Origin of the sequence: Wolbachia endosymbiont (group A) of Anomoia purmunda (assembly GCF_947251545.1) — a bacterium.
In the GTDB taxonomy this organism is placed as follows: domain Bacteria; phylum Pseudomonadota; class Alphaproteobacteria; order Rickettsiales; family Anaplasmataceae; genus Wolbachia.
In genome coordinates this window covers 370008-384436 of sequence record NZ_OX366362.1, presented here as the reverse complement: position 1 = coordinate 384436, position 14429 = coordinate 370008, and the positions used below count along the sequence as shown (strand labels likewise).

Annotated in this window: 14 protein-coding genes; 10 read left to right on the top strand and 4 right to left on the bottom strand. The window is 35.9% G+C overall.

Annotation, left to right across the window (positions count from 1 at the left end):
• Positions 1–12: 12 nt before the first annotated feature.
• Complete coding sequence (locus OPR57_RS01895) at positions 13–600, bottom strand: L-threonylcarbamoyladenylate synthase (protein WP_265037020.1); 588 nt, start codon at positions 598–600, stop codon at positions 13–15.
• A 421-nt stretch (positions 601–1021) separates the two neighbouring features.
• A complete protein-coding gene (locus OPR57_RS01890) occupies positions 1022–1492 on the bottom strand; it encodes a hypothetical protein (protein ID WP_265037018.1) in 471 nt (156 codons plus the stop codon).
• 75 nt (positions 1493–1567) lie between these two features.
• Between OPR57_RS01890 and miaA the strand changes: the two genes are divergently transcribed.
• Complete coding sequence (gene miaA, locus OPR57_RS01885; protein WP_265037016.1) at positions 1568–2461, top strand: tRNA (adenosine(37)-N6)-dimethylallyltransferase MiaA; 894 nt, start codon at positions 1568–1570, stop codon at positions 2459–2461.
• A 3-nt stretch (positions 2462–2464) separates the two neighbouring features.
• Here miaA and OPR57_RS01880 read toward each other — a convergent pair whose 3' ends face one another.
• Positions 2465–3316, bottom strand: a complete 852-nt coding sequence (locus tag OPR57_RS01880) for a hypothetical protein (RefSeq protein WP_265037014.1) — start codon at positions 3314–3316, stop codon at positions 2465–2467.
• Between the two features lie 171 nt (positions 3317–3487).
• On the opposite strand from OPR57_RS01880, the gene recG reads away from it, so the two are divergent.
• The 8 genes from recG (at position 3488) to OPR57_RS07750 (ending at position 13213) form a co-directional block, all read left to right on the top strand.
• Positions 3488–5509 (top strand): ATP-dependent DNA helicase RecG, encoded by a 2022-nt coding sequence (recG, locus tag OPR57_RS01875; protein WP_265037012.1) that lies wholly within the window; start codon positions 3488–3490, stop codon positions 5507–5509.
• Between the two features lie 666 nt (positions 5510–6175).
• Positions 6176–6367, top strand: coding sequence for a hypothetical protein (locus tag OPR57_RS07995; protein ID WP_410541093.1), 192 nt, complete (start codon positions 6176–6178; stop codon positions 6365–6367).
• A gap of 42 nt (positions 6368–6409) precedes the next feature.
• Positions 6410–7816, top strand: coding sequence for a cytochrome ubiquinol oxidase subunit I (locus OPR57_RS01865; RefSeq protein ID WP_265037494.1), 1407 nt, complete (start codon positions 6410–6412; stop codon positions 7814–7816).
• Positions 7809–8831: a cytochrome d ubiquinol oxidase subunit II gene (gene cydB / locus OPR57_RS01860; protein WP_265037009.1), complete on the top strand. Its 1023-nt coding sequence runs from the start codon at positions 7809–7811 to the stop codon at positions 8829–8831. The genes OPR57_RS01865 and cydB overlap by 8 nt, the downstream gene beginning before the upstream one ends.
• A gap of 166 nt (positions 8832–8997) precedes the next feature.
• Positions 8998–9882 carry a GTPase Era gene (gene era / locus OPR57_RS01855; protein ID WP_265037007.1) on the top strand — a complete coding sequence of 295 codons (885 nt, stop codon included), beginning with the start codon at positions 8998–9000 and terminating at the stop codon, positions 9880–9882.
• Entirely contained in the window at positions 9875–10696 is an 822-nt protein-coding gene (locus tag OPR57_RS01850) for a 3'-5' exonuclease (RefSeq protein ID WP_265037005.1), read from the top strand. The genes era and OPR57_RS01850 overlap by 8 nt, the downstream gene beginning before the upstream one ends.
• A 207-nt stretch (positions 10697–10903) precedes the next feature.
• Positions 10904–12883, top strand: a complete 1980-nt coding sequence (locus OPR57_RS01845) for a WD0745 family porin (RefSeq protein WP_265037003.1) — start codon at positions 10904–10906, stop codon at positions 12881–12883.
• 111 nt (positions 12884–12994) lie between these two features.
• Positions 12995–13213: a TA system antitoxin ParD family protein gene (locus OPR57_RS07750; protein ID WP_406831532.1), complete on the top strand. Its 219-nt coding sequence runs from the start codon at positions 12995–12997 to the stop codon at positions 13211–13213.
• Here OPR57_RS07750 and OPR57_RS01840 read toward each other — a convergent pair.
• Positions 13146–13418 (bottom strand): hypothetical protein, encoded by a 273-nt coding sequence (locus OPR57_RS01840; protein WP_265037001.1) that lies wholly within the window; start codon positions 13416–13418, stop codon positions 13146–13148. The two genes, OPR57_RS07750 and OPR57_RS01840, sit on opposite strands and share 68 nt — an antisense overlap.
• A gap of 196 nt (positions 13419–13614) precedes the next feature.
• On the opposite strand from OPR57_RS01840, the gene OPR57_RS01835 reads away from it, so the two are divergent.
• The gene (locus OPR57_RS01835; protein ID WP_265036999.1) at positions 13615–14421 is read left to right on the top strand and encodes a DUF2163 domain-containing protein; all 807 of its coding nucleotides are present in this window, start codon (positions 13615–13617) and stop codon (positions 14419–14421) included.
• The last annotated feature ends 8 nt before the right edge of the window (positions 14422–14429 follow it).

The following is a 14429-nucleotide window of genomic DNA, read 5'->3' as shown; positions in this document are numbered from 1 at the left end:
CTCCTATAGATCTTAGTTTGAAAATGCGTTATTTACTGTTTGTAATGAAATTGCACCTTCCCTTAAAACCTTAATCTTATCTTCGGTTAAGTCAATAATAGTAGATTCTATACCAGAAACTAGTTCGTCATCTTCAATCACTACAGATAAATGTTGCTTAATGGATTGTGGTATATCGTTTGCCTTACATACACTTTTTTCTCCTGAAATATTTATACTAGTTGCAACTATTGGAACTTTCAGTTTGTTTAGTATTGAAATTGCAATAGGATGCTCAGGGATTCTGATGCCTATACTATCTTTAAAGAATTCGTTTGGCAATATGTTGTTGTTTTTAAGTGGTAAAATATAGGTAATTGGTCCAGGAGAAAAGTGGTTTATTAAATCAATATATCTTGCCTTTACCTTTGCTATTTTTGTCAAATTGTAAATATCACTAACAAATATGGAGAGTGGCTTATTTTGAGAGCGTTTCTTTATCTGATATATTTTTCCTATAGATTCATTATCTAGTGCATTACAAGCAAGAGCATACACTGTTTCTGTTGGAAAACACACTAACAAGTTGTTCTGTATTGCATTTATTATTTTAGATACCATATAGCTTAAAACTTATTCATAACAACTAGATCAGTTTTGTTGCATTGTATCTTATATAGTAACTTCTAGTTTGTATCCGTTCAGGATAGCGGCAAGGTAGTAACCATAGAGTAAAAGTGAGTTTACAACAAATGGTGTCATCCCAGTGCTTGACACTGGGATCCAGGAATTTTATTAAGTTGGTAAGCATAAAAGTAGCCATTTTATGTTAAAATACAATGTTTTGATAATTATGAAAAAGCTGGATTCCAGTGTCAAGCACTGGAATGACATCGTTTACTATGTACCATATTGCAATGTTCGTACAGCTGTGTGTCACGCACTTTGCTTCAATATTTGCACATTAGCCACTCCTCTGAACAGATACGCTAGTTTTTGTGAATATAATACAACGCAGCTTACCATTTGTTATGCAGATTTGCTACAGCCCAAACTCTTCATTGACTTTGTCAACTATTTCCTGTGGTGGATCCTCTCCCCATCCTGAATACAAAATCTCTCCATAATCTGCAACATCTATAGAACCAGTTCTGCTTTTTGCTAGAAACATTTCTCTTTTCTCTTTATCAACTAATACATAATGCCACGCTGATTTTCCACGATCTTTACCACGGACTAAGTATATAAGATCTGACCTACTTCTTTTTGTTGCATCAGCAAAAGATCTTTCATTGACAGTTCTGCTTTTACTTTTTATGCCGCCACTTTCAGAAAAAGCTTCCTTGGATTCGGTTTTTTTGCCTGCTAATTCAGAAATTTTTCCTTTTTCCCCTAGCACACGTTCTTTGGTGTTTTGAGACGAATACTTACTGGAAAAACCTTCCCCTGTACCGCCAGGAGTCCTGTTTGTAAAACGCTTAATAAATGAATTATTGTCGTTGTTTTCTGTCATAAAAATCTCCAAACTTTAGATTGTAGAATCCAAATTTTTACTACACTTTATCATATGTTAATTAAATTAATATAAATGAAAAATAATATAGTAATTATTACAGGAATTACGGCCTCAGGTAAATCAGAATTATGCGATAACCTGATAGAAAAACATGGAAATATTAGTATAATAAATTGTGATTCAAAGCAGGTATATGAAGGAATTCCCATAATTACCGCTCAACCACCAAAGCAAGAAGTATTTTATAAACTATATGGTTATGTTTCAGCAAAAGAAAATTATTCCGTGGGTCTATGGTTAGAGGATTTAGAAAAAGAAGTTAATCACGCATTAGAAAATGCTCAAATACCTATCATCACTGGAGGAAGCGGGCTTTACATCAGCAGTTTAATCAAAGGCTTATCATCAATGCCACAAATAAGTCAGGAAGTGAGGAAAAATGTAAGCGAATTAAGGACAAATTTAAGTAAAGAGGAGTTCTACAAATTAGTGCTAAGCAAAGATCCAAGGATTCAAGGTAAAGTATTCATGAATGACTCGCACCGCCTTTCAAGGGCACTTGAAGTTATCACTGAAACTGGTAAGACAATCTTTGTATGGCAAGAAAATAGACAGCCTCCTTTATTCAATAATTTTAAGATATATACAATTCTGCCTAAACGTGAAGATGTATACCGAAAAATAAATTCTCGTTTCATTACAATGATTGAAAATGGAGCAATTGATGAAGTAAAAAAGCTACTTAGCATGAACCTAGCCCCACATTTGCCAGCTATGAAAGCACATGGAGTGCCAGAAATTGTAAAGTATTTGAAAGGTGAGATTACTTTAGACGAAGCGATACAAATTGCTCAAACAAACACAAGACACTACGCGAAACGTCAGTATACCTGGTTTAAAAACCAATTTCCAAATGCTGAAGTGATTGATTGTGCAAGCAAGCTGACAGAGATTGAGATATTTTAATTATCAGTTCCCAGGTGCATTTCCATGTTCATTACTATGGACAGGAGATTCTACACCTTCCAGATGGCTGTTCACTTTCAGTTGCTTATCAAAATTATGCCCTATTTTTATTTTAAAAAATCCAAATTTTTCGCACAATTTCTGAAAGCATTCTCTTATGATGTCAAACAAGTTTTTATCACCTATATTATAATCCTTCAGTCTCTTAGGAGCAGTAAGTAACAATTTACCATCTTTATATGTCACATTATCTTTCTCATCTTGAGACTGAAGTGTGAATTCTAATGAGAACGACATATCACTTATTTTTTCTGTGGAAAGATTCACAGGTATTCTGGAAGTTTTACACTCAACTTTTACAGAATTTGGGTTTCTGCAATCGATGTACACTTTTCTATCAACATTACTACCATTAACATTCATAAATAATTCATGTTTACCAAGGAGTTCAGCTATGAAAGGGGAATATATAGATTCATATCCTGCTTGATTACAATTGATAACCAGTTCTTCCAAGATATGATCACTTGGGACTTGAGCTCCAGCGTATTTGAACATCTCCTTAAAAACTTTTCTTGCAAATGGGCGGTAGTCTTCATTTTCACCTTCACTTTTTGGCAGTAAACTGTCATGTTCTTTGTATAGCTCGGCAATCAAATCTCTACTTATACTTTTGCCGTTAATAACAAAATCCATTCTATTAATGTCTTTGAATGCCAGGAGGCCAGAGCTAATTTCATGCAATCCTTTCTCAGTTTTTGCTTTAGCTCTTAAAGCTTTATAATCAAACTTTTCTGCTTGAGCTCTTAGTGTAACTATTGGATTTTTTTCTCCTTCTGATATAAAGCTACTCATTATTAATACCTTGATATAGACTGCTGATAGTATAATAATACATAAAAATGATTAATAAGTCAATAAAAATATTTTACATAAACACAAGTTCTATGACAGCAAATAGTTTGACTATAAGGTGACAGGATCTTAAGAAGACTCTATAACAGTTTTACACATGTATGAATCTCAATGAGCAATCAGATTTTTCTAAATAGCAGGCTGGAGAATATACCTAAATTTCATTCCACAATATTGCCTAAACTTTGTGGTGGGGACAAAGTGGTGGACCTGCTATTTTATAAGCCACTTAGTTATGTAGATAGAAGTAAGTCACTGCCCGATGCTCAAGTTGGAGAATTTATAACTTTTATTGCAAAAGTTTATGAGCATCAGTCGCCCACTTTTAGAGGTAGACCATATAAAATAGTCGTTGAAAGTGAGAGTCAGTATATATTCATAGTCTTTTTTAATTACTCAGTTAAGTATTTATATAAACTATTTCCAATCGGAGCTTCTGTAATCATCAGTGGCAAACTCGAAAAATTTGCTGAGCATTGGCAGATTACTCATCCAGATTATGTGTCGCTTGACATCAACCAATTTAAAGAAATAGCTTGCATAGAGCCAGTTTACCAATTATGCCGTGGCATTACCAATAAGCGCATTGGGAACATAATAAGCTCTAATCTAAAGGAATTGCCTGATTTACCAGAGTGGATAGATGATACATTAATCAAGCAAAAAAAATGGCTAAGTTGGAGGGAAAGCATCATAAAGTTGCACAGACCAAGCTCATTGGCGGAAGCCGAGGTTTGTAGAAAAAGGCTTGCTTATGATGAATTGTTTGCGTATCAGCTAGCGCTGAAACTTGCAAGAAAAAATCATGTGAAAGAAAGGGGAAGAGAATTTGTAATATTGAGTAAATACAAAGAGCAAGTTTTAAATGAATTGTCGTTTCAATTAACAAATGATCAAACTCGCGCAATAGATGAGATCTCAGAGAGACAAAAATCCAAGTATCGCATGATAAGCTTGCTGCAAGGTGATGTTGGTAGTGGCAAAACCGTAGTTGCACTTTTTGCGATGATAAATGTGGTAGAAAACAACATGCAGGCAGCTCTAATGGCACCTACTACTATCTTGGCGGAGCAACATTATAATTGGATTGAGGAAGTTTTATCCTGTACCGATATAAAAGTTGCGCTGCTTACTGGTAAAACTTCGCGCAAGGAAAGAAAGATTATCATGAACGAACTTGCAAGTGGTGTTTTAAATGTAGTGATTGGCACCCACGCGTTATTTCAAGCTAACGTTATATTTAAAAATTTAGGGCTTGCAGTCATAGACGAGCAACAGCGATTTGGAGTGATGCAGAGACATCGCTTGGTAGGAAAAGGAGAAAATGCCGATATACTTTTCGTTACTGCAACTCCCATTCCAAGAACCTTGCAGCAAGCTATGTATGGTGATGTTGAATGTTCAATTTTGAAAGAAAAACCAAAATCCAGATTGCCAATAAAAACTGTAACTATGAACATTAGTAGGGTGCCAGATGTTATTGAAAAGCTAAAAGGTGCTATAAACAGGGGCGAAAAAGCATATTGGATTTGTCCATATATAGAAGAAAACGAAGAGACCAATATTGCTGCAGCAGAGATGCGTTTTCAGGAATTACAAAAAACATTTCTTGATAAAGTCGGGATAATACACGGAAAATTGACTCAGGAGCAGAAAGATCAAGTTATGTTTTCCTTCAAAAGGAATGAATTTTCTCTGCTTGTTGCAACCACTGTGATAGAAGTTGGTATAGATGTGCCAGATGCAACCATCATGATTATAGAAAATGCAGAGAAATTTGGGTTATCGCAATTGCATCAGTTAAGAGGCAGAGTAGGGCGAGGAAACAAGCCATCTTTTTGTGTATTATTATACGATAATTTAAGTAAAAGCTCATCTTCAAAGTTAAAGATCATGTGTGAGTCACAAGATGGATTTTACATTGCTGAAAGGGATATGATGCTAAGAGGCAGTGGAGATATTTTAGGCACAAAACAATCAGGATGTATGGAATTTAAATTTGCTGATTTATATCAGGACAAAGAACTGCTCAATCTCGCGTATAATAACGCAAAAGGCGCAATGGCTGATTTTGAATTACTGCTTGATATATTTGAATATAGAAGTAGATTACATTTTTCAAAATTTCAGTAGGAAAACCAGGTAGCCCGCAGAAACGAAAAAACTTACTTGACACCCTTTGCCAGCCCCATTATCATGGAAGTGAAGCTATTTATTTATCTTCGCAATCTGCAGATTAAAACGACAAAGGGAACTTTGTATTTGGCGTAAATCATGCTTAATTTTTTGCACTATGTGCACCTTATGTCTTTATCAAATTTCTAGGTTTCTACCTATACAAGCAGAAACGCGCTTATAAAGCGTTCAAGACGTCAAATAGAACAAGGGAGAATTTGAATACTGGCTACCCTGGGGATTCTTTGCCTTTTTTTCCGCTCAGTAAATTTCTTAACGTTTATAATTTAGATTAGTTGCGGCTTAAAAGCAGCTGAGTCACGGTTATTAAGCGTTTAGAATAAAAAAACGCCATACTTGAAAGTATAATGTAAGTAATTAGCCAACCACGGGGCTCCTTTTGCCTTTTTTTTTATTTGGTAAATTTCTTAATGTTTATGGCTAAAGCAATTTAAGAGACCGAAAATGGTGTCATTCCAGTGCTCCTTTTTTGTCATCCCAGTGCGTGACACTGGGATCTAGCCTTTATTATGCAGCCACTTGGTTGAAATTAAGTTTCCTGGATCCCAGTAGTCAGGGCACTCGGATGACACCATCATAAAGGAATCAGTGTCAGCTACTTGCATGACATCATTCTTTTTCCTGGATTCCAGTGCTCCTGTGATGTCATTCCAGCGCGTGACACTGGAATCCAGCCTTTATTATGCAGCCACTTGGTTGAAATTAAGTCTTCTGGATCCCAGTGTCTGGGCAAGGTCACTAATTGACATGGTACCTTTGTTAAAATATTTTGTGAAAAAATGGATTGAATTATAGGCAGATTTGGCTATTATTTGTAATACATGGGTATTTGGTAAAATGTTTGAATTTAGTTCTGTGCTGCTAGCTCGAATTCAGTTTGCCTTCACAATAGGCTTTCACATTATATTTCCTGCTTTCACGATCGGACTTGCAAGTTTTCTAGCCTTTTTGGAATGGTGTTGGCTTAAGACTGGTGATACACGTTTCCGTGATGTTTATAAATTCTGGATCAAGATTTTTGCCGTTGCTTTTGGCATGGGAGTGGTATCTGGAGTTGTAATGTCCTATCAACTTGGTACCAATTGGTCAATTTTTTCTGACCGCATAGCCAATGTTCTCGGCCCTCTATTTTCCTTTGAGGTTTTAACAGCCTTTTTTCTGGAGGCATCTTTTTTGAGTATTATGCTATTTGGATGGAATAGAGTAAGTTCTCGTATGCACTTTGCTTCTACTTGTATTGTTGCAGTGGGAACGCTTATTTCAGCTTTTTGGATTATTGCAGCCAACAGTTGGATGCAAACACCCGCTGGATTCACGATTGGTGAGAATGGTCTCCTATATCCAACCAATTGGTTAGAGATTATTTTTAATCCTTCTTTCCCTTGTCGCTTTATCCATATGGTAACAGCAGCCTATCTTACAACAGCTTTTCTGGTTGGTGGTGTAGGAGCATTTTATCTTTGGAGAAAACGACATGCTCCTCAAGCAAGAATTATGCTTGGTATGGCAACCATTATGGTAGCTTTAGCTGCACCATTTCAGCTGTTCATGGGAGATAGGCATGGATTAAATACACTAAAGCATCAACCTGCTAAGATTGCTGCAATGGAAGGTATATGGGAAACCGAAAAAGGGGCTGGCTTACTTTTATTTGCTTATCCGGATCAGCAAAATGAAATTAATCACTACGAGATAAAAATTCCTAATCTTGCTAGCTTGATCTTAACACATGATTTTTTAGGAGAAGTAAAAGGATTAAAGGAATGGAAAAAAGAAGATAGACCACCTGTAGTATGGGTATTCTGGTCCTTCCGTATAATGGTTGGAGTTGGAATTTTAATGATCATAATTGGGTTAGTAAGTGTTATACAGTATCTTCGTGGCAAATTATTCCAAAGTTGTTTCTTACATGGATGGTGGATAGCAATGATGCCGTCTGGGTTCATAGCGTTACTTGCAGGTTGGTTTACTACTGAAATTGGTCGTCAACCTTACACTGTATATGGAATTATGCGCACAATTGAATCATTTTCACCTGCGATTACCGGTCCTCAGGTTGCATGGTCTTTGATTGCATTTATTGTTATGTATACCCTTATATTTGGAGCAGGCAGTTACTATATCCTGAAACTTATATACAAAGGAATTCCTGTCATTAAAGAAGAAGAGCAATTTTATAAACACGGTATTGGAGCTTCAGTGATTGATGCTGGTACATCTGGAAAGGGCAACAATCATGTTTGATGTTTCTTCCTTAATTAATTTACCCCTAATCTGGGGATTACTAATTGCCATAGCTGTTTTACTGTATATTTTAATGGATGGGTTTGATTTAGGTATTGGTATTTTACTTCCTTTTGCACCGTCAGATAAATGCCGTGATCACATGATAAGTTCAATTGCACCATTTTGGGATGGAAACGAAACATGGTTGGTACTAGGTGGTGGAGGGTTGTTTGCTGCTTTTCCTCTTGCATATTCAATATTAATGCCTGCTTTTTATATTCCAATCATTATTATGCTGCTTGGCCTTATAGTGCGCGGAGTATCCTTTGAGTTTCGTTTTAAGGCAGAAGGAAAATACAGGCAATTATGGGATTATACCTTTCATTTTGGGTCACTTGGTGCTGCATTTTGCCAAGGCATGATTTTAGGCGCATTTATACATGGTGTGGAAGTAAACGAACGTAACTTTTCTGGTGGCCAATTTGATTGGGCAAGTGCTTTTAGTGTAATGACAGGCATTGCTGTGATATTTGGATATGCACTTTTAGGTTCTACATGGCTTATAATGAAGACAGAAAATATAACACAAGAATGGGCACGCAAGGTTGCTTCTTATACGCTTGGTTTTGTAGGTATTTTCATGGGATTAGTGAGTGTAGTGACACCATTTTTAAATGAACGTATTAAAAACTTTTGGTTTAGCATGCCAAATTTTTATTATTTATTTTCTATTCCATTACTCACATCTTGGCTATTTTTCATATTGTGGTTTGATCTCCAGAATACTAAACGGGAGTACCGTCCATTCTTTCTCAGTATTGCTATTTTTTTTATGGGATATTTAGGTTTAGGAATTAGTATCTACCCATGGATTATACCTTTTCAATATACCATTCTGGACGCAGCTGCTTCTGGGCCAAGTTTATCTTTAATGCTCATTGTTATAATACCGCTTTTACCAATCATTTTAACTTACACTGGTTATTGCTATTATGTCTTTCGTGGAAAATCAAATTATGAACACACATATTAAGGAGTTAGTGATCTTATGGTTAAAACGTTACCCTTAAATCAAGCAGTCGTTCTGGCAATGGCGTCAACTTAAGAGCCTTCATTAGCAAACCCTCTTATGGATTTTCTGACTTCTTGTCATATAAGTAGCTTGACGCGGGCATTCAGTTTTCTTTATAATTTTCTTTGTGAAAGAACAAAAATGCTTATTTGTAACCATAGCTGGCTTACCAAATGCTGGGAAGTCTACATTAATTAACAGCATCATAGGCAAGAAGATTGCAATTATTACCCCTAAAGTGCAAACAACAAGGACGCAGATAAGGGGTGTTGCAACATGCAACAACACACAAATTGTCTTTACTGACTCCCCAGGAATTTTCTCAGCAGAAACAAAACTTGAAAAAGCTTTAGTCAAATCTGCATGGTCGGCAGTTAAGGATAGTGACATCACTTTGTTGCTTGTTGATGTAAGCAATTATTTGAAAAATATAGAAAGAATTAAGACTATATTTATGCGGCTGCAGCGCACAAAAGGCAGATGCATTTTGGTTATCAATAAAACTGATTTGGTAAAAAGGCCTGAATTAAAGATGGCGCATGAGCATCTGAATTTGCTTTATAAATTTGAAAAGGTTTTTATGATATCAGCATTAAAGAATGATGGACTTTCTGATTTGATGAATTACTTATCTGAAGTTGCATCGGTGAGCCCCTGGTTTTATGAAGAAGATCAAATAACCGATTCCTCAGTAGATTTTTTATCAGCAGAAATTACGAGAGAAAAATTATTCTTGAACTTGCGTGAAGAATTGCCATACTCTACAGCTGTTATAACTGAACAGTTTGAGGAAAAAAAAGATAAGAGTTTAGTCATCAAACAGATCATATTTGTGTTGAAAGATAGTCATAAAAAAATAGTGTTAGGGAAAGATGGCAGTAATATTAAAAAAATTAATATCGAAGCGCGTGCTGAACTAGAAAAATTATTTGAGTGCAAGGTACACCTCTTTTTATTTGTGAAAGTGCGACCTTGGATCGATCGTTCGGAGGAGTATATAGGCAATGCTTAATTCTTTATTGGTATTTGATATTGAAACTATACCAGATGTAAATTCCTGCAAGAATTTACTCGATATTAGTGACGATAGTAGTGTAGAAGAGAAGAGGGATGCATTAACAAAGTATCATCTTGAAATAACAAACGGGCAAAACTCTTTTCTGCGTCAGCCCTTCCACCTTGTTGTAGTTATTAGTTTTTTACTTTGCAATATAAGCTACCAGAGCGGTTATGAGGTGTTCACACTGCAAGAAATAAGATCTGGAGGCACACTAAATTCCAGTGAAAAGGAGCTAGTGAAAGGATTTTTTAACTACATATCAGAGAAAAAGCCAAGATTAGTTTCGTTCAACGGACGCACTTTTGATATACCAGTGCTGAAGTATCGTGCTATGGTCCATGGCATTCAAGCGGAATATTTTCATAAGGCTGGCGATAAGTGGAATAGTTACAATCAGAGATATAGCAGTGATTGGCATTGTGACTTGCTTGAATCCCTCTCTGATTTTGGAGCTTCTGCGAGAGTAAAAATGAACGAAGTTTGTGCAGCATTTAATCTTCCTGGCAAGATTGGAGTTGATGGGTCACAAGTTATGGGCTTATACGATAGCGGCAAGATACAAGAGATTCGAGATTATTGTGAAACAGATGTAATTAACACTTATTTAATTTACTTAAGGTTCATGCATCATCAGGGAAGGATTACTACTGAAAGCTACAACAAAAGTGTGGAAGAGCTGCTTTTAGAGTGCGAAAAAAAAGAATACCTAAAGAAATTTAAAGAAGAATGGGAAATAACTTGTGGTGGAAAAATTTTACTTCCATAGAATAAATAGTCGAGTTATAATGCACTAATAAGCGAACCTCTGTACTAAATTTTGGTTAATATACACGTTGAGCGTATTAAGAAAGTTGCTTTTAAGGTATTGCATTTTACTTTTATTTTCGTTATAAGGTTGCTTTAAGTTGAATTTTCAACATTTTTATACTATTTACATTTAAGATATGATTTCGAAATTTTTTGGGGGCACTTCATGAAAAAGTCTATTTATACTAGAACTGCTCTAGCTTCTCTATTAACTTTATATTCTTTCAGCAGTTTTGCAGCTGACTTTCCTGATGAGAGTATGAAGGAAATAAAAAAGCAAGAGAGCACAAAAACTTCTGGAAAAACAGAAGTTATGAAAACATCAAATAAAAAACTGAAAGAAAAGATGAACAGAATATGTAATGCTGATCCAAGAAAAAAAGCTGAAGAGCTTAAGAAAAAGGAGGAGATGAGATTAGCAGCCGAGCAGAAGAAAAAAGAGGAGATCAGGCTAGCAAATGAGAAAAAAGCAAAGCTTATAGAGGATTCAAAAGCGAAAGCTCTAAACGCTAAGAATTCTAATATAGAAAAAGGTAAAGTTTCAAAAACTAAGGGTTCTAAAACTAAGAATGCTAAAGTTGAAGCTAAAGATGTAAAGAAGGATGTAAAAGTTGTTAACAAAAATACAGAGGAAAAAGGTAAGGCAAGTCCTGTTGTTTCAGTTGGTGGAGTTGATATTATCGACACCAATCAAGGGCAAAGTAATTTAAGAATAACTTTTGGTGGTGTTGTTGATGCTCAAGGTTATGGCAAAGCAGGGCTAAGTGGCACAGATTATAAACGTTATAACGTTATGCCAAACAGATCTACAGATTACTATAATCCTCCTGGTGATAGTGCAAAAGGAGCAAATCCAATATTTCCTAATGGAATAGGAAATATTGGTGATTACAGCAACGATATGGGTATGATTGCTGACGCGATATTGCACCTCAGAGCAGAAAATAAGAATGAAGATTTAGGTCTTCTTTATGGTGCTGACGTGCAGTTTCATGTTCCAGTGACTGAAGGTAAGGGAGCTTCACAGGGTGTTTATGCTGCAAAAGGCAGAAGTGCGCATGTGTTTGTTAACTCAAAATATGGTGACGTGAAGCTTGGTTACCAATTTGGTCCTGAGGCTCTGATGAGGATTGATGCAACAAGAATTGCAACTGTTGATGGAGCTGGAGATAGTGACTGGTTCAGAAAAGTGAACTTAGAAGGAAGCGCTGCTAGCTTTCCATTTTATGTAACACCACGTCTTTACACTGAAAGTTTTTCGAGTGAAAGTGAAAAATTCTCTTTCCGCATGGCAGAGAAATATAACAAAGGCGTTATGACTACACTGCCGTTTAGAGTTGCTTACTACTCACCAAATTATATGGGCGCAAGGTTTGGCATCAGTTATGCACCTCGTTATGATAGTAGCTTGTTTATTGTGAAAGAAAAAGAAGAGAAAAACGGTAAGGTAGAAGATAAGATAAGGCATGTCGGTCCAGACTATGAGCACATAGTAAGTGCTGGTGCATCATATGAATACGACTTTGATAAACATAACATAAAAGTTAAAACTTCTGCAGTTGGTGAATATGGCTTTCCAAAGCAACCAAGTAAAGATAAGCATCTTTATAAGGAATTTGTGGAGTATAATGACCTGATGGGTGTTAATTTGGGTGTAAGCGCTGATTATAAGATTGATGAAGATCAAGGCGTAAAATTTGCTGCCTCTTTTGCATACTTGGGCAAATCTGGTCAACCGAAGGGTATTAAAAAATTAGTTGGTGATACCTATACGGAAATTGATGGTAAAGGTACTACTGATGATGACAAGAGAGTGAAAGGGCTGAAAGCTCAATTTGGTAAAGATAGTATAGATACCATGTATTGGACCGTAGGAGCTGGTTATCAACATGAGAATATCTACACAAGTTTGACGTACTTTGGTAGCAGAATGAATGATGGAGATATGCTTCACGATGGCGCACTTGGCGTTCAATATGATCTATCTCCTGCATGCAGTAAGAGCAAATTTGTTCCTTACGCAGCTCTTCATTATTTTATGACTAACGAGAAAGGTAATGATATTAAGCTGAAAGATAAGCCTAATGATGCTGTACCTTCTAACCAAGGATTTCTTCTGCTCACTGGTGTGAAGTTTTCTTTCTAACCAGCCAGTACACACCACAGTTTAATGTGGTGTGTATTTCCAGATGAAAATTTTATATTGAAAAAATTTCCAATATATGGTATAATAGCTTAAAGTAGAAGTAACAATATCATGGATATAACAGTAAATCTTGATGGAGAATTTGAGGAAATAGTACAGTTCCATTCCATGTTACAAAATCGTTCCGTACCACAACAAATCGAGCATTGGGCTAAAATTGGTCAAGTTGTTGAAGATAACCCTGAGCTAAGCTATAACATCATTAAAGAAATCCTTTCAGGCATCGAGGATGCAAAATCAGGTGATGTTGAGGAGTATAAGCCTTTGTAGCTATATTCCATAAGTGCTCCTTTTCTATCGTCTCAGTGCCAATTTTTGTCATTCCAGTATTTCTCTCCTTGTTATCCCAGCACCCCTCTCCTGTCATTTCAGTGCTTGACACTGGAATCCAGCTTTTGATCGAAAATGTTGTATAATGCACAATCAATTTTCCTGGATCCAAGTAGTCAAGGCACTGCCTTTGTCTTTGAGGCAAAACCGGCTATAACACTTAACATACTGCCTTTACAAACAAATGTTTGTAAAGCTGTATGTCAAGCACTGGAATGACACCCTATGGTCACCGGAATGACGCTTTATGGCTACTTAGATGATGAGAAAAGAACACACTGCCCTTATTCTACTGGCCGTATAGCTACTTTCAAATTTAATCAATTAAGCAGGAGGTCCCTATGCAAACCACACTAAAAAATCATTTAGCTGGAGAATTACTTACCACTGCTACGTGCTGGAAATTAAAGCTCGCAGGTGGAGAAGTAATGGGATTCACTGACTATGATGAAGATTTAAATATTGATAATATACTCTATAAATCTTCAAGTGGATTTACAGCCAGTAGTATAATATTAAACAGCGATTTAAAAACTGATAATCTAGAAATTGAAGGGATATTAAATAGTGGTGATATTAAAGAAGAAGATGTTTTATCAGGAAAGTACGACTTTGCAAATATTGAGATATTTCTTGTGAATTATAAAGACTTGACCCAGGGAACAATGAATCTACATTCAGGAACTTTTGGTAAAGTGACATTAAGTAGTGGAAGATTTATTGTTGAAATTAAAGGGCTTGCAGCAAAGCTTGAGAGAAGCATAGCAGAATTATACTCTCCTGCATGCAGAGCACAATTTTGCGATGATAAATGTAAAGCCGATACTAAAAAATTTAGTAAAATAAGTACAATCACTAAAGTAATAGATGAAAGAAGATTTGAAGACACGAATTTAACTGAGAGTGATGAATATTATAAGCACGGAGTAGTGAAATTCTTTGGCTCAACAGCGTTTGAAGGTGTAGTAAAAGAATATAAAAATAAAGTAGTTACGTTGTTTACTTCGCCTCCATACCAAATTTTTGCTGGAGATAAATATTCAATACTCGCAGGTTGCGATAAAACATTTCTAACTTGCAGAAGCAAGTTTAACAATACTGTAAATTTTCGTGGTGAACCCTATATACCAGGTTTTTATATTGTTTAGCAGCACAA